The sequence below is a fragment of the Pseudomonas sp. PDM21 genome (assembly GCF_014852505.2).
Taxonomy (GTDB): domain Bacteria; phylum Pseudomonadota; class Gammaproteobacteria; order Pseudomonadales; family Pseudomonadaceae; genus Pseudomonas.
Map to the genome: position 1 here is coordinate 3706556 of NZ_CM181223.1, position 23288 is coordinate 3729843.

Below are 23288 nucleotides of genomic sequence, written 5' to 3' on the forward strand. Positions count from 1 at the left end.
ATCGGAGAACCGCCATGCCCTACGTAAACATCCAGGTCACCGACGAAGGCGTGACTGCCGACGAGCGCCGCCAGCTCATCGAAGGTGTCACCGAACTGCTGGAACGGGTCCTGCGCAAACCGCCCGCGAGCACCTTCGTGGTGATCCAGGAAATCCCCACCGACAGCTGGGGCGTAGGTGGTGAAACGGTCAAGGCTCTGCGCGCCAGGGAAAAGCCCGGGGCCTGACGCAGCGGGCACGCCGGGGCCCCACGAGGGCCACCGGCGCTTGCCATGCACCAAGCTGGTGCTGATAGGATCGGGAGCCTACCTGCTCCCACTGTCAGCCGAGGCAAGGAATGCTCGCCGCGCTCAAGCGTTATCCGCTACAGGTCAACCTGCTGCTCAGCGGCACCTTTCTGCTCACCCTGGGCCGGGCCATCACCCTGCCCTACCTGGTGATCTACCTCTCGACCCAGTTCAACCTGCCCGTCAGCCGCATCGGCCTGATCATGGGCGGCGCGCTGTTCGGCGGCTCGCTGCTCAGCCTCTACGGTGGCTTCCTGATCGACCGCCTGCCCGGCTTCCGCCTGATCCTCGGCTTCGGCACGTGCTTCGTCGCCGCCTTTGCCGGCATGCTGCTGACCACCCAGCTGTGGCTGTTCTTCCTGTTCCTGCTGGGTTTCAACTTCGCCTATTCGGTCACCGACGTGGTGGTGAAGACCATCTTCGGCCGCCTGCTGCCGGCCGCCGAGCAGGGCCGTGCGTTTTCCATCCGCTACACCCTGATCAACCTCGCCTACGCCATCGGCCCCTTCATCGGCGCCGCCCTGGCGCACTGGAGCCAGCACCTGCCTTTCGTGCTCTCGGCGAGCCTCGGCGCGCTGTTCCTGCTGGCCTTCGCGCGCTACGGCGACCGTGGCATGCGCCCGGCCGAAGGCGTGGCACCGCCCTCGTTCATCGCGGTGATGGGGGTGCTGACCAGGGACCACCGGCTGATGTACTTCACCATCGGCGGCGTGCTCACCGCCGTGGTATTCGGCCAGTTCTCCGCCTACCTCTCGCAATACCTGGTGGCCACCGGCACGGCGGAATACGCCTACCAGGTGATCCAGACGCTGCTGGGGGTCAACGCGGTGACGGTGATCGCGCTGCAGTACCTGCTGGGCAAGCGCATCGGCAACGAGCACCTGCAGCGCTGGCTGATCGTTGGCCTGGGCCTGTTCGTGCTCGGCATCGTCGGCTTCGGCCTGTCCCACAGCCTCGTGCACTGGGGGCTGGCGATGGTGGTGTTCACCCTGGGCGAGATCATCGTGATCCCCGCCGAGTACATGTTCATCGACCGCATCGCGCCGCCCCACCTGCGCGGCGTGTACTACGGCACGCAGAACCTGGCCAACCTCGGCGGCGCCTTCGGGCCGATCCTGGTCGGATTCTTCCTCGCGCTGTTCGCACCGCACTGGGTGTTCGTCATGCTCGGCGCCTTCATCGTCGGCGGCGGGGTGTTCTATGTGCTGGGATCCAGGCTGAGCCAGCGCATCGCCCGCGAGGCTTGACCTCAAGTCCGCTTGAACCGGGATGCTGGTTCCATCGACCCACTCGAAGGAACCTGCCATGCCACTCTCTGTCCTCATCCCTGCCATCGCCACCGGTATCGGCGCGACCCTGCTGATGGACGGCTGGACCGTCCTGCGCCGGCATCTGCTTGGCGTGCCTTCGCTTGACTATGCCCTGGTCGGCCGCTGGGTAGGCCACATGCCGCGCGGGCGGTTCCGCCACGTCGCCATCGGCAAGGCCGCGCCAGTGGCCGGCGAACGCCCGCTGGGCTGGGCGATCCACTACCTCACCGGGATCGTCTTCGCCCTTACCCTGGTCGCGCTGGCCGGCAGCGACTGGCTGTGCCGGCCGACCCTGCTGCCGGCGCTGCTCTTCGGCGTGGTCACCGTGGCGATGCCCTTCCTGCTGATGCAGCCAGCGCTGGGCCTGGGCATCGCCGCGAGCAGGACCGAGAGCCCGGCCAAGGCCCGCCTGCACAGCCTGGTCACCCACACGATCTTCGGGCTGGGCCTCTATCTCGCGGCGCTGAGTCTGCTGCCGTTGACCTGCGCCAGCTGATCCTTCGCCAACTGGACTACCCTTGCTGCACCCCCTAGTGCAGGAAGCCCCAGGATGAGCCGCATCGCCATTGCAGACCCGCAACCCTTCATGCTCGCTGCCCTGCGCCAGCGTCTGGAGGCTGCCGGGCACGAGGTGGTCGGCGAAGTCGGCGATGGCCGCGAAGCGCTCGACGTGGTCAAGCGCCTGCACCCTGACCTGCTGATCCTCGAACTGGACCTGCCGCGCTTGGGCGGCGTCGAACTGCTGCGGCGGCTGCACCGCGACTGGCCGCAACAGAAGACCCTGGTCTTCACCCACCTGCCCGCCGCCCACTACCAGGGACTCTGCCTGGAAGCCGGCGCGCGGGGTTTCGCGCATAAGGGCGACCGCCCCGAGGAAGTGGACGACGCCGTGCGCCTGGTGCTCGGCGGGCGCAAGGTCTTCCCCGCTCAGGCGCCGCATCAGGGCGGCGATGCACCGGGCGCGGACGAGCACATCACCCCGCGCGAACTGACCGTCCTGCACTACCTGTCGCAGGGCTATCGGGTCAAGGATATCGCCGAAGAACTGGCGATCAGCGACCGCACCGTCAGCACCTACAAGGCGCGCTTGCTGGAGAAGACGCAGACCGACTCGCTGGTGGACCTGGTACAGGCCGCCAAGGTGAAGGGCCTGCTCAGCAACAATGTGGTGGAAAGCCTGGTGCGCGCGCCGGCAGAACCGTCCAGCAAGACCCGTGATCTCGCGCGGCTGTTCGACATCCTGCCCAGCCCCATCAGCCTTTGGAGCCGCGAAGGCGAGCTGCTGGCCTGCAATCGCTACTTCCTGCAGGTCTACGGCAAGAGCGAGGAACAGTTGCTGGGTTCGCGCATGTTCGAAATGGGTGTGGTCAATGAAGCCGATGGTGTTCTGGCGCGCCGCGACTTCCTCACTGGCGCGGCAGGCGACAAGCCATTCACCCAGGTGATCGCCTGCACCCTGCACGGTGAACATCGCATCATCCGCCTGATCGGTGTGCCCCTGTGCGAAGACTCCGGTGAATCCATCGGCGTGGTCTGCTCCTTCGTCGATATCACCGAACACGAACTCGAAGTACAGCACCTGCAGGAGGCCAAGGCCTATCTGGATGGCCTGCGCGCCACCCGCGCGCGATACCTGCAGTACAGCTTCGACGACCTGCTGGACGAAATCCGCCACCTGCACGCATTGCTGCAGCCATCGGTGGCGCACCGCCCGGAAGAGGAACCACTCTCCGGCGCCTTCGTCGGCCTCGGCAGAATGGAGGAGAAGCTGCTGATTTTGCGCGAACTGCTGCGCACCGAAACGGGCAGCGAGCCGATAGCACCGCAGGTGTGCGAGCTGAACCAGCTGACCGCCAGCCTGCTGGACGACCTGCCCTTGCGGCCCGTCGCTGCGCCCCAGTTTGCCTGGGTCGATCTCGCGCGCTACCGCAACCTGCTCAAGGCGCTGCGCTTCTCACTCGAACGCTCCGCGCTGAAGGTCCGCGAGGTGCAGGCCAGCGTGGAAAACCTGGCCCACGGCGTGCTCATCTGGCGGCTGAACTTCGCGCTTGCCCCGCAGGCCGATCTGCCCGAGCGCCTGGCCAGCCTCGACCAGCGTCCGAGCCTGGAACTGGTGCGTCTGATCTGCCAGCTGTTCGAGGGCAGTTTCCAGACCGGCAGCGCGGACGAACCACCCAGCGCCGGATTGATCCAGCTCAAGCTTGTGCGCAGTAGTTCCCCCCACTAGTGCGGGCACTACACGGCTTTCAGGCGCCCCCGATGGGGGCGCCAGTGCCCTGACCCGATGCTTGCCCCATAGCCCTCTCGCTATGGAGCAGCATCATGAAAGACCTACCCTCGCACACCTCTTCCCACGGCACCTGCCCCAGCCGGCTGCACATCCTGTGCATCGCCGTGGCGCTGGCCGGCGCCGGCATCCCCTTGACCGTCATGGCCGGCGACGCCCTGCCCCAGGGCGGCAGCATCATCTCCGGCAGCGGCAGCATCAGCCAGAACGGCAACGAGATGACGGTGAACACGCAAAGCGCGCGTACCGCCATCAACTGGCAGCGCTTCAGCGTTGGCGCAGACAACCGCATCACCTTCAACCAGCCCGACGGCAAGTCCGTCACCCTCAACCGCGTCATCGGCAGCGACCCGTCGAAGATCTATGGCGCGGTGACCTCCAACGGCCAGCTGATCCTGGTGAACCCCAACGGCGTCTGGATCGGCCCGAAGGCACATATCAGCTCCAGCGCCCTGGTCGCCAGTGCCGGCTTCCTCACCGAGGAACAGGCTAAAAAGTTCGCCGAGAGCGGCAAGCTGGACATCCAGCTCACCGGCAACGTGACCAACCAGGGCCGCATCACCGTGCATGACAACGGCATGGTCGCCCTGCTAGGCGCCCAGGTGAACAACGCCGGCGTAATCCAGGCGCGCAAGGGCATGGTGCAACTGGCGACCGGCCCGCAGGCGACCCTGGACTTCCACGGTGACGGCCTGCTGAACATCGCCGTGAGCGGTGAGCCCGGCGAGAAGGACAGCGTCAACCCGGACGTCACCGGCGGCGTACACAACAGCGGCGAAATCGACGTCGGCAACGGCACCGTTGCGATGAGCGCCGCCCGCGCGGCCAAGCACCTGGATTCGGTGATCAACGTCGGCGGTAATGTGCTGGCCGACTCCGTGTCCACCGATGGCGGCACCGTGGTGCTGGGTAATTCGGCGAAGACCAACGTCACCGGCAGCATCAGCGCCACCGGGGTCAATGGTGGACAGATCAAGGTACTGGGCGACGAGGTGAATGTCGTCGGCTCCGCGAAGATCGACGCTAGCGGCACCCAGGGTTCTGGCGGCAAGGTGCTGGTAGGTGGCAGCTATCAAGGCAAAGGAACCGAGCAGGCGGCGAAGAACACGACCGTGGCCAAGGGCGCCCAGCTCAAGGCCGACGGCAAGACCGATGGCGGCCAGGTCGTGGTCTGGAGCGACGGCAAGACCCATTTCGCCGGCCAGGCAAGCGCCAAGGGTGGCCAGCGCGGCGGTGTGGTGGAAACCTCCGGCCAGCAGCTGACCGTCACCTCCGACGCGAACGTCTCCACCAAGGGCAGCACGGCTGACGGCACCTGGCTGCTGGACCCGGCCACGGTCAACATCGAGGCGACCGACACCGATGGCAGCGGCCAGGGCTCGGTGGCTGCCAGCGCCATCGTCAACGGCCTGGCTCAAGGCAATGTGACGATCTATGCAACTGACACCCTGAACGTCAACGCCCCGATCATTGCCACCAACTTCGCGACCGTTAACAACGACGGGCGAACCAGCAAATCTACTCTCGCCCTGATTTCCTCAGGCAACGCAGGTACGGTCTCCGCCTATACCGGGACGGACAAGACCCGCACCAGTGGTGCAGTCAATATCCGTGCGCCGATCCTGCTCAAGGATGGCAACCTCTACATCAGCGCCACGGGGGACATCCGGCTGATCGACAACGCCGGAAGCGCCACGGGGGACGCGGCTTACAACAAGCGCGCGATCATCGATGTCGGTTCCGGTGTGGCCTGGCTGAAAACCGGCGACACCGCATCGATCTTCCAGGACAACAACACCGCGCTGATTGGCGACAAGGTGGCCCTGGATGGTGCCAGCGTGCGCATGGAAAGCGGGCTGAACTACGCCGGCACGCTGGCAGGCCAGGCCAGCAACGGTATCTTCCGCTTCACGCAGACAAATGCCACTGGCGCTGAACCTATCACTACCGACACCGTCACGGCGCCCTACACCGGAGAGCAATTGACCGGGGTGAAGGCCTACACCCTATCTGTGGTTGGTTCGCAGAACATCACGTCCTATCAACACGCCAATGAAACCTATCGCAGTGTGACCCTCAGTGCTGGCGGGCAGCAGTTCGATTACATCATCTTCGAGGCCACCAGCTATACCGGGCGTGATGGTAGAACCATCAGCCCCGCAACCCTGCTCACCTATCTGGACAGCTCAGACTACCTGGTCAATGGGCTCAGCTTCAGAGACACCAACAACGTCCAATGGCAGTTCATCCCGGATGGCACGAAGGATGGCCTGACCAAGGTTCTTCGCAACGGCGTAGAAGTGAGCACGCCCGTGGGATTCTCCCTGTCTGGCGTGGGTGGCGTAGCAGTCGCCGGCACCACTTCGGACTCTTCGAATAAACCTTACTGGGGCGTGCTCGGCGACTACATCCCCGGTGCCCAGCTGCAGGCGGAAATCCAGTACAACGAGCAGACCCAGTCCTCCCAGCAACTGGCGATCAAGCTGGGCTCCACCACCACCTCGGTGCTGGCGCAGATCGGCTGGTTGATGAACGACGGCAGCAACACCACCAACGATGCCCGTTACGAAAACGCCAAGGTCCAGTTCCTCAAGACGCAGGATCGGACTGCACAGAACGTCCAGATCACCTCGAACAAGGCTACTGTCACCGCCACTCCGGCTGATGCCAGTCGCACCTATGGCGATGCTAACCCACCACTCTCGCAATCCCTGGCCGAGAACACCCAGGCCTCGAAAGTCAGCGGCATCGACAACTACGTTGACCGGATGCTCGGGCGTACCGGCATTACTCAGTCTGAGCCCACAACTGCGGCTACCCAGCAATCGAATGTCGGGCAGTACGACATCAAGGGTGGCCTGGCTGCCGGGTCGTTTGCGCAAAAACGATATGAACTCAACAGTGGCACTGGGAAACTGACAGTCACCCCTGCTGAATTGACTGTCACTGCTAAAGACAAAGCCAAAACGTATGGCACTGGAGACCCGACATTAGATTATGAAGTATCCGGCGAGAAGCTTGGGCAGACTGGTGCTGATATTTTAAATGGCGGAGCACTAGCCAGGGAGTCTGGCGAGGATGTTATTCCTGGTGGATACGCCATCAACCAGGGTGGGTTGGGCTTAAACAACGGGCTAGGTGGAAACTACACCCTTAAGTTCGTTGACGGGAAACTTGAAATAGTTCCTGCCGAACTTGTCATGCAAGCCGGCAATGAATACTACGTATATAACGGAAACGTTCAGTCCGTTTATGGTTATGTTTATTATGGACTTATTCCTGGTGACGAGGCTGTTATTAAGAACGTAGTCCTGTCGGGCCAAGGTAGAGACGTAGGATCATATGTAACCAGGATCAATAACGTAACATTAGATCCTTCGAAATCTGCAAACTACACTGTCCGGATTTTGGATGGACTGCTAACTATCATTCCTGCTCCGCTGACTCTCACGGCCGGTAGCGCGCAATACGTCTACGACGGCATGTCGCACGCCGCTCCATGGTTCACCGCGCAAGGTCTCATGAATGGCGACACGATCAGAAATGATTCGGTAAAAACCTCTGGTCAAGGAACCAACGTGGGGTCTTATGTCAATCAGATTGAAAGCTTCAATCTTGATCCTTCGATAGCGCACAACTACTCAGTCTTGTTAATGAATGGTCAAATCACCATCACGCCAGCTGAACTTAGAGTTCGTGCGCTGGATGCCGGCAAGACTTACGGTGATGCTGACCCTCTCCTTGCGTACTCTGTTTCAGGGCTTGCGCAAACTGACAGTCTGAGCAAAATTCTGAGCGGCGCTATTGCCAGGGAATCTGGTGAAAACGTGGGTGAATATGGAATAAATAAAGGCACTCTTGGAATGACGGGGGAGCTTTCGCAGAACTACATCCTTCACTTTGATGACGGCGTGTTTACTGTGTCGCCTGCGACATTGACAGTTCAGGCTAATGGGGTGACCAAGTTTTACGGTGATCTCGACCCTGAATTGACCTATCGGGTTTCAGGTTACAAAGGGAATGACACGCCTGAGACGTTGGTGAGTGGCCAGGTCGTCCGAGACGCTGGCGAGAACGCTGGAACCTATGCCATCAACCAGGGAACCGTGGGCCTCACGGGTGCCGCCGGGCAGAACTACATCCTCCAGTACACAGGCGGAGATTTCGTCATCACTCCTGTCTCCTTGCAGGTTGAGGCCAACTCGCATACCAAGGTTTATGGAGACGTTGACCCAGAACTCACCTACAAGATCAGCGGCCTGAAAAACGGCGACCAGGAAGCTGATGTGGTTAGTGGCACCCTCACCCGCCAGACCGGGGAGAATGTCGGCAACTATGGCATTGGGCAGGGCAACGTAGGCCTGACAGATGCAGCATCAGGCAACTACATCTTCACCTTCGTCGATGGCCAATTGGCAATCATCCCGGCCAAGTTGACCGTACACGCCAAGGACGATGGAAAGGTCTATGGCGATGCCGATCCGACCTTCTCTCATGTGGTCACTGGGTTTAAGGGTACTGACACAGAGTCTTCCGTACTCAACGGTGGTTCCGTGGCCCGTCAGGCTGGCGAGAACGTGGGGAGCTACGGCATCGGCCAAGGCACTCTGGATCTCAATGGCGGTGTTGGCTCGAACTACATCCTGGACTTCAAGGATGGCGTGTTCACCATCTCCCCCGCCACGCTGACCGTCACCGCAGATGGCAAAACCAAGGTCTATGGTGAGGCTGATCCGACCCTCAAATACCGTGTCGATGGCCTGAAGGGCAATGATGTCGAAGCTGATGTGATGAACAGCGGCTCCCTGGTTCGCCAGGCCGGCGAGGACGTCGGCAACTACGGCATCAACCAAGGCTCTGTAGACCTCAATGGTGGGGCCGGGAAAAACTATGTCCTGCACTACGAGGCAGGCACCTTCTCGATCACCCCGGCGACTCTGGTGGTCACTGCAGATGGCAGCACCAAGGTCTACGGCGACTTTGACCCCAAACTGACTTACTCCGTGACCGGCATGAGGAACGGAGACACCGAGGATCAGCTGGTTGCAGGCAGTGTGGTCAGAGATGCTGGCGAGAATGTCGGCAGCTACGCCATCCGCCAGGGTGACGTCGACCTCACCAGCGGCAAGGGTCAGAACTACGTACTGAGCTTCGCCAACGGCACCTTCACGGTGACCCCGGCCACCCTTGAAGTGACTGCTGACAGCCACACCAAGGTCTATGGCGATTTAGACCCGACTCTCAGCTACACCGTGACCGGATTCAAGGGTTCTGACAGCGAAGCAAATCTGGGCCTGAGCGGTGACCTTTCTCGGGCTACCGGCGAGAACGTTGGCAACTACAGCATTGGCCAAGGCAACCTTTCGGTAGGTGGGGACAGCAACTACGTCCTCTCCTTCGTCAATGGCAACCTGGCCATCACCCCCGCCACGTTGACCGTCAAGGCCGATGATCAAACCAAGGTCTATGGCGATGCAGATCCTCTCCTGAGCCATGTGATTACCGGCTACAAGAACGGCGATACGGAGACATCTGTTCTTAAAGGCGCCATAGGCCGTGAGGCCGGCGAGGATGTCCGGGCCGGCGGTTACACGATCCACCAGGGCAGCCTGGGCCTGAACAACGGTCAGGGCAGCAACTACGTCCTGGAGTTCGAGAACGGTACGTTGCACATCACTCCGGCCCAGTTGAACGTCACGGCGAACAACGACGGCAAGGTCTACGGCGAACTTGATCCGACCCTGACCTTCAAGGTCGATGGCCTGAAAGGCGCTGACAAGGAGACAGAGGCTCTGGCCGGCCAGCTAGCGCGCCAAGCCGGCGAGGATGTGAAGGAAGGCGGCTATGCCATCAACCAGGGCACCCTGAGCCTGACCGGCAAGGCTGCTCAGAACTACATCCTCACTTACGCCAGCGGCACCTTCACCATCACTCCCGCGACCCTCATGGTGCGCGCCGATGACAGCACCAAGGTATATGGTGAGGTCGACCCGACGCTCAGCTACCAGGTCACTGGGTTCAAGCATAGTGATGACAAAGCCTCCGTGCTCAGCGGCAACGTGGCTCGCCAGGCCGGCGAAGATGTGAAGGCCGGTGGCTACGCCATCGGGAAAGGCGACCTGACTAGCACCACCCAGAACTACATCCTCCACTACGAGGAAGGCACCTTCACCATCACCCCGGCGTCGCTGCAGATCGACTTCGACGACCACTCCAAGGTCTATGGCGAGATCGATCCAGCGCTCACCTACCGGGTGAATGGACTGAAGAACGGCGACAGCCAGGCCTCCGTCGTGAGCGGCCAGGCCTCGCGGGCGGCCGGCGAGAACGTCGGCAACTACGCCATCGGCCAGGGCTCGCTGGGTGCCAACGGCAACTACATCCTGACCTTCAACGAAGGCAAGCTGGCGATCACCCCCGCCGAGCTGACCGTCACCGCCGACCACAAGACCAAGGTCTACGGCGACCTCGACCCGACGCTCACCTACAGCGTCAGCGGCCTGAAGCACGGCGACACCCAAGCCTCGGTCACCACCGGCAGCCTGGCGCGCATCTCCGGTGAGAACGTCACGCCCGAGGGCTACGCCATCACCCAGGGCAACGTGACCCTCACCAGCGGCAACTACCGCATGGTGTTCAGGGACGGCAACCTGCAGGTCACTCCCGCACCGCTGGTGGTCACTGCCGACAACCAGAGCAAGATGCACGGTGCGACTGACCCGACGCTGACCTGGAGCGTCAGCGGCCTCAAGGGCAAGGACCAGGCCTCGATCGCCCAGGGCTCGCTGCTGCGTGCCCCCGGCGAGGACGCCGGCAGCTACGCCATCAGCCAGAACCAGGCCTTCAGCGCCGGCAACAACTACAGCGTCAGCTTCAGGGACGGCGCCCTGACCATCACCGGCCCGCTCGCCCCGGTGCCCCCGGAACAACCCGGCCTGCCGCCGCTGCCGATGACCGCGCAGTCCCCCGGCAACGCCCGCTGCACCGCGCTGGAGTCGCCCGCGGCGGCCTCGGCCAACTACTCGGTGTCCCCCGCCGTGGTGCGCAGCTACGCCGTCCAGCTGGTATGCAAACCGCGCTCCTACCAGGGCAAGACCAGCACGACGGCGGACCTCAGCGACGTACTGACCTACGCCAACAGCCTCTTCAAGGACGGCCAGTTCATCGTCCCCGAGGCCAAGCGCAGCGTAATTCCCCAAGACCTCAAACCCACTAGCAGCACAATCAAGGGAGGGAAATAGCCATGAAAGGCATTCCTTCGAAACTGCACATCCTGGCGGTCGCCGTGTGCTCCGCCCTGTTGCTGGTCCAGGCCCCGGCGTTCGCCGGGCCGCGGGCCCAGCTCGACCCCGGCAGGGTGGAAATCCCCCGCCCCGACGGTGGCCGTGAAAGCTCCACGCAGATGCCCTCGACCCTGCAACTGCCGGACACCGTGGTCGTCCCCGAAACCGAAGGCCCGCCAGCCGAGATGGTGGTGAACTCCAACGACACCACGCGTTTCCAGGTCGACAAGGTGATCATCCGCGGCACCACGCTCTACGCCCCCGAGGCATTCGCGCCGCTGACCGCAAGGCTCGAAGGCCACCGCGTCACCCTCGGTGAAGTCAACGCGGTGGTTGCGCAGATCACCCAGCGCTATCGCCAGGCCGGCTTCCTGCTGGCCCGCGCCTACCTGCCCGAGCAACGCCTGGAGAACGGCGAACTGCTGATCCAGGTCTTCGAGGGCCGGGTCAACGAAGTGAAACTGCAGGGCGACAGCAACAAGGCCGTGCAGCGCTACGCCGACAACATCCGCCAGGAAGTGCCGCCGAAAAGCGCCACCATCGAGCGCAACCTGCTGCTGATGAACGACCTGTCAGGCCAGCAGAGCCGTGCCACCCTCGCCGCCTCGCCGGTGGAGCAAGGCACCGACCTGGTCGTCGATAACCAGGTGCGCAAGTACGAAGGCTTCTTCGGCTTCGACAACCGCGACAGCCGCTACTTCGGGCCCTGGCAGGTCTACGGCGGGGTCGGCGTCAACGACCTCACCGGCCGTGGCGACCACCTGGGCATCCGAGCCGGGCGGTCGGTGGAAGGCGACAAGATGACTTTCTTCGAAGGCCAGTACGACCTGCCGGTGGGCGGCCAGGGTGATGTGGTGAGCTTCCTCGCCCAGCACAACGACGGCCATGCCGACACCTACTCCTTCCTCGACGCCAACAGCTCCGGCGATACCTTCGCGGTACGCATCACCCGCCCGTGGGTCCGCCAGCGCGACCAGACCTTCAAGACCTCGGCCGCCTTCACCTGGTACAACGGCAAGTCGGAGTACCTGGACGATCCGCACAACCCGCCGTCCAGCGACGACCGCCTTCGCGCCATCCGACTCGGCGCCAGCTACGACTTCTTCGACGGTTTCGGCGGCAAGAACCTGGTCAAGGCCGAACTGAGCAAGGGCCTGAAGATCATGGGCGCCAGCCAGGAAGACCGCGCCAACCCGTCCCGCGAGGGCGGCAGGACCGACTTCACCAAGCTGCAGGTGGACGCCCAGCGTCTGCAGGACCTTTCGAAGATCATCGACGGCATGAATCTGTACATTGCCGGTACTGCACAGACCTCGTTCGGCCAGACGCTGCTCTCACCCGAGCAGTTCGGCGTCGGCGGCAGCGAGTTCGGCCGTGGCTACGACCCGTCGGAAATCACCGGCGACAAGGGCTTCGCGGTGAAAGCCGAGCTGCAGTACAACCGCCTCCATACCTTCCGGGATTACGCCGTACCGACCCAGTACTACGCCTTCTGGGACTTCGGCAAGGTGTGGAGCGAGGAGCCGAACTGGATCAGCAGCGAAAGCCTGTCCTCCACCGGCTTCGGCGCGCACCTGCAGGTGTTCAAGGACACCTACGTCTCGCCGGAAGTCGCCTTCCCGCTGACCCGCTCGGTCTCGGCCAAGGAACTGGACGACGACAACGGCAAGGCGCCGCGTTTCTACCTCAACTTCCTCAAACTGTTCTGAACCACGACGGGCGGCCGCCTATCCGGCCGCCTCCCCCTGGAGGTTTCCATGTCACAGCAGAATCTGCGTACGCTGCGCAGCGTACGCTCCACCGCCTTCAACAACGAAGTGGCCGCCGAACTCCTGCGCGAGCTGGCGCCGCTGATCGCCAACCAGGAACTGAACCGCCGCATGCGCTGCGCGGCCCGCCAGCTGCTGCTGGACGCCGAGGCCCTGGAGGACGCTTACCAGCAGATGAACGAACGGCAGCACTGAGTCAGCTCAGATGACCAGGGGCAGGTCGAACTCCAGGCGCAACAGGCCTTCGCCCTGCTCGCCCTCCAGCTGCGACAACTCCCCATGGAACAACAGCACCATCCGCTGTACCCGCGCCCGCGCCCAGCTCGCCGGCTCGCCGGTGTCCACGAGCCTTGCCAGGCACTGCCAGGGCGACACCTCGATACGCAGGCGCAGGAGCCCTTTTAGATACCGCCAGTTGCTCAGCTGCAGGCGGATCGTTGCGTGGTCCGGGTTACGTGGCACCGCCTCGATCAAGGCTTCGAGCAGCTGGCGGTAGTAGCCCGCGTCGATCCAGACCTTCCTCAGGCTGAGCACCCCCGGCCCGAGATCCAGCCGGTAACCGGCGGCCTGCAGCTCCGCGCGCTGGGGCTGCAGGATTTCCTCGGTGAGCCGGCCCAGTTCGTGCGCCTCACTGACCCGCTCGGCCACATGGTGCTGCAGGTCGAGCAGGGCATCCAGCTGGCGCAGGCTCGCCAGCATCGACTGCAGGCCCCCGCGCGAAGCCTCCAGTTCAACGTCCGCCAGCGTGCCCGCGTCCTCTTCGCCGAATCGCCGCACGGAGGCATCGAGCCCACCGAGATGTTCACGGAAATCCGCCACGATCCTGGCCAGCAGGTTGGTCTTCAGATGGCTGCGATAACGGCTCTCGAACAGGCCGCTACGCAGCTCCGCCAACTGCTCGTCGCGCTCGTCCAGGGACAGCATTCCACCGAGCATTCCCAGCATCCGTCCATCCGCGGAGCGATGCGGCACGCACCAGGCGAAGTAGGTGCCGACGATGGTCGAATCATCCAGCGATATTTCCTCGGCGATCGGCTCCTCGCGCAGCACCGCCTCGCGATAGCGCTGCGCCGTGCGCTCGCGCAACGATGGCGACAGCCAGTGGGCATCCTCGAAACACCCGCCACGGACTTCCTCGAAGGTCCTGCCGACACGGTTGAGAAACGGGAGGTTGCACAGCAGCAGGCGGCTATCCATATCCCGCACGAACATGGGGTTGGGCGTAGCATCGAGCAATGCGCGCAGCAGGCCCAGCTCATGCTCGAGCTGCGGATCGGCCGGCGCCACGGTCGTCCCTTCCGCGGCCAGCAGCCCGAGGCTCTGCGCCACCTGCAGCAACTGCACGTCACTGCTGACATTGAGCTTCTGGTGCAAGCGCATCTTGTAGGTGCTGATGGTCTTGTAACTCAGGCTCAGCTGGTCGGAAATCTCCTTATTGGAGAGCCCCCGGCCAAGCATTTCCAGAACCGTCAGCTCGCGGCCGGAGAGGCGTTCCAGCTCCGCCCGGCCATCGGCGTCGGTCGCCTTCGGCCCTTGCGTGGCTCCGCGCGGGAAGTAGCTGCGCCCGCGCAGCACGGCGGCCAGCGCCTTCTCCAGCTCGGCGGCCGGCTCGTCCTTGCCGACGAAGGCATCCGCGCCCGCCTGCAGTGCACGGCCGGCATAAACCTCACGCTCCTGCGCGCTGAACACCAGCAGGCGCACGCCATCCATCGCGGCGCGCAGGCGACGCAGCACATCCAGGCCGCCCAGGCGCGGAATCGCCAACTCGATGATGACCACGTCCGGGCGCCGTTCGCGGCAAAGCGTCAGCGCATCCTGGCCGTTGTCCGCCTCGCCGATCACCTGGTGCCCGGCACGACTGACCAGCGCGCGCACCCCGTCACGGAGCACCGGCTGGCCGTCGACCAGCAGGATGGTACTCATTCCCTGTCTCCCTCCTTGCTTGTCCCGCTACCAGCGTAGACCAGCCCTGAAGGCGGGAGTCACTCCTACAAGCTGATGACAGCGGCTCCGACATTCACCAACGGACGCTCCCCGGAGACTGGCGGCAATTTTTCCTTGCCTCCTGGAGGCTGCCATGAAAGCCAACCAGCCCTTCCTTTCCGGTCTCAGCCACTCCCGCCTGGCCCAAGCCATCAGCCTCGTGCTGGCCAGCGCCTTCGGGCTGCGCATCATCCGCGCCGAAGCCGAGGACAACGTCGCCGAGACCGATTCCGAAGACCTCAACCAACCCTCCGAAGCCGGCGTGCTCTTCGACCCGCCGCATCCCTCCTACCTGGACATCGCCTTGCAGGCCGCCCACGAAGCACCGCAAGCCTTCGCCGGCGTGGGCCTGCTGGGCGCCCCGCCGCCGATCAGCGTGACGCTGGCCGGCAACGCGGGCATCGTCAGCGGCGACCATGCCGATACCACCATCCGCCTGGCCGCCGCCAACACCAGCGGGATACGGACCAGCGGCAACGGCAACCTGGGTTATGCCGGCGGGCGCATCGAAAGCAGCGCCACCAGCGCGGCGGCGGCCAAGGGACAGACCGCCGTGCACGTCGCTGCCGGCGACACCCTGCGGATGACCGGCAGCAGCATCGCACTCGATCCGAAGACCACCGCCGGAGTCGCCATCACCGCCAACGAACTGACCGGAATGAAGATCGACGTCAATGGCGAAGCCCGCCTGACCGATACCGACATACTGGTCGGCGGCGGCGCCAAAGGCACCAACAACCGCGGAGTGGTCGTCGACGGGGGGCAGTTGGAGATGTCCGGCGGCTCGGTCGCCACCCAGTCCTGGGGCGCGGTCGGCCTGTCACTGGAAAACGGTTCGAGCGCCAGCCTGGACGGCGTCGCCATTGCCACCAGCGGCGCGCGCAACAGCAGCACTGGTGGGGCCCACGGCATACAGGTGAGTGGCGGCAGTTCGCTGTCCGCCGAGGGGATCGACGTAACCACCAGCAACGGCTCCGCCTATGGCGTGCGCGCGGACGACGGCGCCCAGGTCCGCCTCACCGACAGCGATGTAAGCACCGCAGGCGGCTACGGCCATGGCGTGCTGGCCGCTGGCAGCGCTACCCAGGTTGCCATCGACGGCGGCGAGATAGCCACCACTGGCAAGGGCTCAGTGGGTATCTGGGCGCGCGATGGCGCCCAGGTGGACCTGGCCGGCAGTGAAATCCGCACCAGCGGCGCTGCGGTGTCTGCCACCTTGCCGGTGGACGATGAAAAGCCCCTGAGCCTGAGCCACGGGCTATTGGCGACGGGCGCCAGCACCCACATCGAGGCCGATGACGCACTGCTGAACATAGGCGGTGGCAGCGCCAGTGCCGCCCGCGCGGAAGACGGCGCGCACATCAGTCTTGGGCACAGCGAGATCAATGTCAGCGGTAACGCCACCAGCAGCACCACCACCGCTGCCCTGCATGCCACCAATGGCGGGATCATCGACGCCAGCGACAACCGCATCCTCAGTAGCGGCACCAACGTCGGCGGCGCCCGCGCCGAGGGCACCGGCAGCCGCGTCAGTCTGACCGGTGGCAGCGTCAGCGTGCAGGGTTCGGGGAGCGTCGCCAACCCTGCCGCCGGGGCGCGCGCCATGGCCGGCGGTGCCCTGAACATCAGCGGGACGACGCTGGACGTGCATGGCCTGAACTACGGCCACGGCATTTCCGTCGAGGGTGCCGGCTCCACCGCCAGCGTCGATCACGCCAGCGTCGCGGTGGACGGCAACCGCGCCATCGGGTTGAACATCAGCGGCGGCGGCAGCGCCACCGTCGGCAACAGCAACATCGCGGTCGACAGCCAGGTCGGAGGCGCCGGTCCCTGGTCACCCGGCGTGCTGGTCGAAGGCGCCGGCTCGAGCCTGAAGATGACCGCCAGCGACGTCCGCACCACGCCGAAGACCAGCTATGGCGTGCAGATCCGCGAGGGCGCCGACGCCATCGTGGAACACGGCAGCGTCACCACCTCCGGCAACTACTCCACCGCGCTGGGCGCCGGCAGCTCCTCCTCCGCAGCGCCCGGCTCGACACTGACCGTCAACGACGTGACCGTCACCACCCACGGCAACGACAACGCCATGGGCATCATCGCCGACCTGGGCGCCACCGTGACCGTCCACGGCGGATCGGTCACCACCACCGGCAACGGTTCGCCAACCGCCGGCAACCTCACGTTCCCCCACGGCCTGGCAGCCCGCAATCCCGGTGCCTTGCTGATGGCCGACGGCACCAGCGTGCGCACCACGGGCTCGCAGGCTTACGGCGCGGCGGTGGACGACGGCGGCAGCATGATCCTCGATAACCTCAGCGTGAAGACCGAGGGCGAATACTCCGTCGGCCTCTACGCCGGCATCGGCTCGATCAAGCCCGGCGCGGTCAGCCTGACGGCGGACCACGTCAGTGTGGAAACCCTCGGCGACCATGCCACGGGGGTGCTGGTCAGCCGGCAGTACAAGGACGATAGCGCGACACTGGACCTGAGCAATACCAGCGTCGCCACCCACGGCATCCAGTCCCACGGGCTGCGTGCCGAATCCGGCGCTACGCTGAGCGCCCTCAACAGCACCGTCGCCACCACCGGCGAACAGGCCCTCGGCGTGCTGGCCAGCAATACCGCCAGCGCGCAGCTGGACAATGTCAGCGTCGGCACCAGCGGCGCACTGGGCCACGGCGTGGTCGCCAAGAATGCCGGCAGCGTCGATGCCGAGCGCCTCGTGGTCAACGCCACCGGCGATCAGTCCGCAGCCCTCTATGCCCAGGGCACCGATGCACAACCGGGAAGGATCAGCATCGACCACGGCTCGCTGAGCAACCGCGACGGCGCCACCATCGCCACTGCCGGTGCCGCCGATATCGCCCTCAGCCATAGCCTGGCGGGCGGTAGCGGCCAGTGGCTGAGCGTCGACGAGGCGATCGCCAGCGACGGCAACAGCATTCCGGACATGGGAACCGGCCAGTGGCAAGGTGTGGGCAAGAGTGAGGCCGCTGTCGGCAATGCCCGCATCGATCTCTCGACGTCCCTGGTCAGCGGCTCGGCGAAAACTGCCACGGGCAGCCACTCCGATGTGACCCTGCGGGACAGCAGCCTGTGGCAGCTCACCGGTGATTCCAACCTGAGCAGCCTGACCAACAGCGCCAGCCTGATCGATTTCAGCGCTGACGGCGGCTACAAGAAGCTCACCAGCAACGACTACCACGGCGCCAACGGCACCCTCGCCCTGAATACCTACCTGTACAAGGACGACTCACCCTCCGACCAGTTGGTGATCGACGGTGGCAAGGCCGACGGCGAGAGCAACCTGCTGATCAAGAATGCCGGCGGTCCCGGCGCCCTGACTCAGGGCAACGGCATCAAGGTGGTGGACGCGGTGAACGGCGGCACCACCGAGACGGACGCCTTCCGCCTGCTCAACCGGGTCAAGGCCGGCCCCTACGAATACACCCTGCACCGGGCCAGCCTGGACGACAGCAACGGCGAAGCCTGGTACCTGCGCTCGAACCAGGAAGCGGCGCCCGTCGATCCGGTCGATCCGGTTGACCCTGTCGATCCGGTTGAGCCTGTCGATCCGGTTGATCCTGTCAGTCCGGTTGATCCCACCACGCCGGTAACACCTGTCGAGCCGGTCGCGCCGGAGCGTTCGGCACCGTCCTCCCGGCCCAACTACCGCGCCGAAACTTCGCTGTACAGCGCCCTCCCCGCCATGGCGCTGAACTACAGCCGCGCCCTGGTCGACACCCTGCACGAGCGGGTCGGCGAGGAACGCCGTAACGTCAACGATCCGTTGCCCAGCGAGGAAGTGAACAGCTACGGCCCATCCCTGGGCTGGGGCCGTCTGATCCACCAGAAAGGCTCCGACAAACTGGGCAACGGCGCGGACTACGACTACCGCATCCAGGCCTTCCAGGTCGGCGCGGACCTCTACCGCAGCGAGGACACCGACGGCAGCACCGACCAGGCCGGGCTCTCGCTGCAGGCCGGGCGGATCAAGGGCAGCGTCGACCACACCGATGGCCAGGACGCCGGCGACGACACCCTGCGCTCCTACGGCATAGGCGGCTACTGGACGCACTTCGGCCCCGAAGGCTGGTACCTGGACGGCGTCGTGCAGTTCAACCGCTTCGACCTCAAGGCGCGCGCCAACGACGCCGGTTCGCTGAAGACCCGCGGCCACGGCATCACCGCCTCGCTGGAGGCTGGCTACCCGTTCAAGCTCGACTCCGACAAGACCCTGCACGTCGAGCCGCAGGCCCAACTGATCGTCAGCAAGCTGAAACTCGATGACAGCCATGACGACGCCGCCGACGTGCGTTTCGAAGATGTCGATTCGCTGACCGGCCGCCTGGGCGTGCGCGTCGACAAGGACTGGTTCCGCGAGGACGACCACGGCAAGCAACAGCGCACCAGCGTCTGGGTCCGCCCCAGCCTGTGGCACGAGTTCAAGGGCAAGGCCAAGACCGAGTTCTCCTCGGCGGACGGCTACATCCCCTTCGGCACCGACATGGACGGCAGCTGGGGCGAACTCAACCTGGGCGTGGACTACCAGCTCAACGACCGCACCAGCGTCACTGGCTCGCTGGGCTACCAGCGCGCCCTGGACGGCGACGGGCGCAGCTACGAGGGCATCCTGGGCTTCAAGGTGAAGTTCTGAAGCTCGCCAAGCCCATGCCCGGTCCGCAAACAGGGCCGTAGGGCGCATAACGCGCCAGCGTTATCCGCCGTCTTGGTATCGGCGGATAACCCGTTCCGGGTTATCCGCCCTACGTGCTATGCCCGCTTCTGGTCCGCAAACAGGACCGTAGGATGGGTGGAGCGCAGCGATACCCATGCTGCTGGCGCAGGGATCGATGGGTATCACTTCGCTCCACACCATCCTACAAAGCACACAACCCTGCCAGCCCGCTCCGCAACTCAGGCGTGCTGCGCGCCGGCCCGCTTGAGCAACTGCTTGCAGCGCTCGGACAGGTGCACCACCCGCAGGTTCTTGCCCGCCTTGCTGTAGCGCTCGCGCAGGGTCATCAGCGCGGCGATGGCGGAATAGTCGACGAAGCTCAGGTGCGCGCAGTCCAGGGTCACCTGCTGCGGGTCGCCGGCCGGGTCGAACTGATTGAGGAAGGGCGTGGTGGAGGCAAAGAACAGCGTGCCGTGGACGCGGTACAGCTTGCTGCCATCGGCCTCGTCATGGATGTCTGCGTACAGCTCGCGGGCATGCTTCCAGGCGAAATCCAGCGCCGCCAGGATGATCCCGCAGAACACCGCGGTGGCCAGGTCGGTGGCTACGGTAATGGCGGTCACCGCGATGATCACCAGCACGTCGCTCACCGGAACCTTGTTCAGCACTCGCAGCGAAGCCCAGGCGAAGGTCTGCTGGGACACCACGAACATCACCCCCACCAGCGCCGCCAGCGGGATGCGCTCGATCAGCGGCGAGAGGAACAGCACGAAGAGCAGGATCATCACCCCCGCGACCACGCCGGAAAGCCGGCCGCGGCCGCCGGAACTGAGGTTGATCACGGTCTGGCCGATCATCGCGCAGCCACCCATGCCGCCGAAGGCACCGGAGACCATGTTGGCCGCGCCCAGGGCCACGCACTCGCGGTCCGGGAAGCCGCGGGTCTCGGTGATTTCGTCGGTGAGGTTGAGGGTCAGCAGGGTTTCCAGGATGCCGACCATGGCCATGAGGAAGGCATAGGGCGCGATGATCCGAAGTGTTTCCAGGTTCCACGGGATATCCGGCCACGCGAATTGCGGCAGGCCGCCAGCGATGTGCGCCATGTCGCCCAGGGTGCGGGTCGGCAGGCCGAGCAGGTAGACCGCCAGCCCGACGCCGAGGATCGCCACCAGCGCCGGCGGCACCGCGCGGGTCAGCTTCGGCAGCCCATAGACCACTGCCATGGTCACTGCCACCAGACCCAGCATCACGTACAGCGGGTTGCCGCTGAGCCAGTGTTCACCGTCCTTGAAATGCTCGAGCTGGGCCATGGCGATGACGATCGCCAGGCCGTTGACGAAGCCCAGCATCACCGGGTGCGGCACCATGCGCACCAGCTTGCCCAGGCGCAGCAGGCCGAACAGGATCATCACCACCCCGCCCAGCAGCACGGTCGCCAGCAGGTACTGCACGCCGTGTTGCACGACCAGCGCGACGATCACCACCGCCATCGAACCGGCGGCGCCGGACACCATGCCGGGGCGCCCGCCGAACAGGGCGGTGAGGGTGCAGAGGATAAAGGCGCCGTACAACCCCATCAGCGGGTTGAGGTGGGCGACCAGGGCGAAGGCGATGCACTCGGGCACCAGCGCGAAGGACGTGGTGAGTCCGGCCAGGACATCGGCACGCAGGCGGGCGGGTTTCATTTTTCTACTCGGAAGCGGGGAACACGAAGGGCCGGCAATGGTACGGAAAACCACGTCCAGCCACCACCCGCTAATCCCGCATGGAAGTGCGTCAGGCCTTGGCAGGCGCCGCTGCGCCGTTCAGGAACAGCTGCTCCAGCACGGTCGCCGAACTGGAGCTGGCCGCGCGCCCGCGCCGCTCCGCATCGACCATGCCGTAGATCATCGACAGGAAGAGTTCGGTGAACACCGCCGCCGTCACGTCGATGCGCAGCACGCCGGATTGCTGGCCGCGGAGGAAGAAGGCATCCAGCGCATCACTGTAGGACTGCCAGCGACCGTCCATGCACGGGTCAAGGCTGTCAGGGCTGTACTGGAACATCAGGAAGACCAGCACTTCGCGGTGCGTCAGGTGTTCCTGGATCAACTTGCGCAAAGCCGTCAGCGGCTCGGCGCTCTCCAGCTCGCAATTGCTGACGACTTGATTGAGCACACGCTCGCCGTAACTCATGAGCATCTCCACCAGATTGTCGCGCGTGCCGCAGAAGCGGTGCAGCGTCGCCTTGCTCACCCCTGCCGACTCTGCGAGCTCCTTCAGCGTCGCCCGCGGGCGGTCGACGATGGCGGCGGCAAGCGCCTTGAGGAGTCGTTCATCATGGGCAGTCAGGGACATCAGCGGGCCTCGGGTCGGTGACCGGTCAGAGGGTCAAGGGAAAGGGTGGGATAGCTGCATTGTGCAGAAAAAGTCCCAACCTACCAAAGGAAATGACACTTTTGCTCACACTTGTTTCACATGAGTCAATATTGACTCATTTTAGCTTCGGAAAGATCATACGCAACCTCTTAGAAAGACAGACCCCGGGTGAAACATGGGCAGGTTGCGTGCAGTAGGGACAATCAGTGCGCTGGTGACAGCGCTGGCACTGGCGGGTTGCGGACAATCCGGCGAGCCGCCGGCAGCTGTCGAGGCGGCGCGCCCGGTGGATGTGGTGGCGGTAGCGACCGAGCCTCTCACCCTGACCTCGGAGTTGCCGGGTCGTATCGAGCCGATGCGCGTCGCCGAAGTGCGCGCACGGGTGGCGGGCATCGTGGTGCAGAAGCGCTTCGAGGAAGGCGCTGACGTGAAGGCCGGTGACCTGCTGTTCCAGATCGACCCGGCGCCGTTGAAAGCCGCCGTGTCCCGCGCCGAAGGAGAATTGGCGCGGGCCCAGGCCGCGCAGCAGGAAGCCCAGGCACGGGTGAAGCGCTACGAGCCACTGGTGAAGATCGAAGCGGTCAGCCAACAGGACTTCGACACCGCGACCGCCGACCTGCGCAGCGCCCAGGCCTCGGTACGCTCGGCCCAGGCCGACCTGGAAACGGCACGGTTGAACCTGGGCTATGCCTCGGTCAAGGCGCCGATTTCCGGGCGCATCGGTCGTGCGCTGGTGACCGAAGGTGCGCTGGTCGGCCAGGGCGACGCCACGCTGATGGCGCGCATCCAGCAGCTCGACCCGATCTACGCCGACTTCACCCAGCCGGTGGCCGATGCCCTGCGCCTGCGTGAAGCGCTCAAGAGCGGCAACCTCCCCGCCGGCCAGAGCCAGGCCCTGAGCCTGCGCGTCGAAGGCACGCAGTACGAGCGCCAGGGCGAACTGCTGTTCACCGATATCTCGGTGGACCGTGGCACCGGCCAGGTCTCGCTGCGCGGCAAGTTCGACAACGCCGATGGCCTGCTGCTGCCGGGCATGTACGTCCGCGTCACCGCCCCGCAAGGCACCGACGCCAAGGCCATTCTCGTGCCGCAACGCGCCGTGCAGCGCGCCACCGATGGCACTGCCCACGTGCTGGTGATCGGCGCCGGAAGCCGCGTCGAGACCCGCCAGGTGCAGACCGGCGCCATGCAGGGCTCGCGCTGGCAGATCAGCCAGGGCCTGGCCAGCGGCGACCAGGTCATCGTCGGCGGCCTCACCGGCCTGCAGCCGGGCGCCAAGGTCGAAGCCCGTCACGCCCAGCAGCAACAGCAGGCGTCGCGCCAGTAAGGCGAG

Annotated in this window: 12 protein-coding genes; 9 read left to right on the top strand and 3 right to left on the bottom strand. The window is 64.8% G+C overall.

The window, feature by feature from the left end; all coding sequences use genetic code 11:
• The first annotated feature begins 14 nt into the window (after positions 1-14).
• From IB275_RS17060 to IB275_RS17090, 7 genes are all read left to right on the top strand, one after another.
• Positions 15-227 carry a tautomerase family protein gene (locus IB275_RS17060; protein ID WP_192295709.1) on the top strand — a complete coding sequence of 71 codons (213 nt, stop codon included), beginning with the start codon at positions 15-17 and terminating at the stop codon, positions 225-227.
• A 110-nt stretch (positions 228-337) separates the two neighbouring features.
• Positions 338-1534, top strand: a complete 1197-nt coding sequence (locus IB275_RS17065; protein WP_192295710.1) for an MFS transporter — start codon at positions 338-340, stop codon at positions 1532-1534.
• A 58-nt stretch (positions 1535-1592) separates the two neighbouring features.
• Positions 1593-2093, top strand: coding sequence for a DUF2938 domain-containing protein (locus tag IB275_RS17070; RefSeq protein ID WP_192295711.1), 501 nt, complete (start codon positions 1593-1595; stop codon positions 2091-2093).
• Between the two features lie 54 nt (positions 2094-2147).
• Positions 2148-3824: a response regulator gene (locus IB275_RS17075; RefSeq protein WP_192295712.1), complete on the top strand. Its 1677-nt coding sequence runs from the start codon at positions 2148-2150 to the stop codon at positions 3822-3824.
• Positions 3825-3919: 95 nt separating this feature from the next.
• Positions 3920-11125 (top strand): MBG domain-containing protein, encoded by a 7206-nt coding sequence (locus IB275_RS17080; RefSeq protein WP_225607886.1) that lies wholly within the window; start codon positions 3920-3922, stop codon positions 11123-11125.
• 2 nt (positions 11126-11127) lie between these two features.
• Positions 11128-12876: a ShlB/FhaC/HecB family hemolysin secretion/activation protein gene (locus IB275_RS17085; protein WP_192295713.1), complete on the top strand. Its 1749-nt coding sequence runs from the start codon at positions 11128-11130 to the stop codon at positions 12874-12876.
• 48 nt (positions 12877-12924) lie between these two features.
• Positions 12925-13131 carry a hypothetical protein gene (locus IB275_RS17090; protein ID WP_151186913.1) on the top strand — a complete coding sequence of 69 codons (207 nt, stop codon included), beginning with the start codon at positions 12925-12927 and terminating at the stop codon, positions 13129-13131.
• 6 nt (positions 13132-13137) lie between these two features.
• Here IB275_RS17090 and IB275_RS17095 read toward each other — a convergent pair whose 3' ends face one another.
• Positions 13138-14859 carry a response regulator gene (locus IB275_RS17095; RefSeq protein WP_192295714.1) on the bottom strand — a complete coding sequence of 574 codons (1722 nt, stop codon included), beginning with the start codon at positions 14857-14859 and terminating at the stop codon, positions 13138-13140.
• A gap of 154 nt (positions 14860-15013) precedes the next feature.
• Here IB275_RS17095 and IB275_RS17100 point away from each other — a divergent pair, with 154 nt between their 5' ends.
• Entirely contained in the window at positions 15014-19576 is a 4563-nt protein-coding gene (locus tag IB275_RS17100) for an autotransporter outer membrane beta-barrel domain-containing protein (protein WP_192295715.1), read from the top strand.
• Positions 19577-19836: 260 nt separating this feature from the next.
• Here the strand turns inward: IB275_RS17100 and IB275_RS17105 are convergent, their stop codons facing one another.
• Both IB275_RS17105 and IB275_RS17110 read right to left on the bottom strand, forming a co-directional pair.
• Complete coding sequence (locus IB275_RS17105) at positions 19837-21282, bottom strand: SulP family inorganic anion transporter (RefSeq protein ID WP_192295716.1); 1446 nt, start codon at positions 21280-21282, stop codon at positions 19837-19839.
• 91 nt (positions 21283-21373) lie between these two features.
• A complete protein-coding gene (locus IB275_RS17110; RefSeq protein ID WP_151186908.1) occupies positions 21374-21934 on the bottom strand; it encodes a TetR/AcrR family transcriptional regulator in 561 nt (186 codons plus the stop codon).
• Between the two features lie 196 nt (positions 21935-22130).
• Between IB275_RS17110 and IB275_RS17115 the strand changes: the two genes are divergently transcribed.
• Complete coding sequence (locus IB275_RS17115) at positions 22131-23282, top strand: MexC family multidrug efflux RND transporter periplasmic adaptor subunit (RefSeq protein ID WP_192295717.1); 1152 nt, start codon at positions 22131-22133, stop codon at positions 23280-23282.
• The last annotated feature ends 6 nt before the right edge of the window (positions 23283-23288 follow it).

What these genes read in the sequence shown, in the direction of transcription:
- IB275_RS17060 (WP_192295709.1), top strand. Translation starts at nt 15, where the DNA reads ATGCCCTACGTAAACATCCAGGTCACCGACGAAGGCGTGACTGCCGAC.
- IB275_RS17065 (WP_192295710.1), top strand. Translation starts at nt 338, where the DNA reads ATGCTCGCCGCGCTCAAGCGTTATCCGCTACAGGTCAACCTGCTGCTC.
- IB275_RS17070 (WP_192295711.1), top strand. Translation starts at nt 1,593, where the DNA reads ATGCCACTCTCTGTCCTCATCCCTGCCATCGCCACCGGTATCGGCGCG.
- IB275_RS17075 (WP_192295712.1), top strand. Translation starts at nt 2,148, where the DNA reads ATGAGCCGCATCGCCATTGCAGACCCGCAACCCTTCATGCTCGCTGCC.
- IB275_RS17080 (WP_225607886.1), top strand. Translation starts at nt 3,920, where the DNA reads ATGAAAGACCTACCCTCGCACACCTCTTCCCACGGCACCTGCCCCAGC.
- IB275_RS17085 (WP_192295713.1), top strand. Translation starts at nt 11,128, where the DNA reads ATGAAAGGCATTCCTTCGAAACTGCACATCCTGGCGGTCGCCGTGTGC.
- IB275_RS17090 (WP_151186913.1), top strand. Translation starts at nt 12,925, where the DNA reads ATGTCACAGCAGAATCTGCGTACGCTGCGCAGCGTACGCTCCACCGCC.
- IB275_RS17095 (WP_192295714.1), bottom strand. Translation starts at nt 14,859, where the DNA reads ATGAGTACCATCCTGCTGGTCGACGGCCAGCCGGTGCTCCGTGACGGG.
- IB275_RS17100 (WP_192295715.1), top strand. Translation starts at nt 15,014, where the DNA reads ATGAAAGCCAACCAGCCCTTCCTTTCCGGTCTCAGCCACTCCCGCCTG.
- IB275_RS17105 (WP_192295716.1), bottom strand. Translation starts at nt 21,282, where the DNA reads ATGAAACCCGCCCGCCTGCGTGCCGATGTCCTGGCCGGACTCACCACG.
- IB275_RS17110 (WP_151186908.1), bottom strand. Translation starts at nt 21,934, where the DNA reads ATGTCCCTGACTGCCCATGATGAACGACTCCTCAAGGCGCTTGCCGCC.
- IB275_RS17115 (WP_192295717.1), top strand. Translation starts at nt 22,131, where the DNA reads ATGGGCAGGTTGCGTGCAGTAGGGACAATCAGTGCGCTGGTGACAGCG.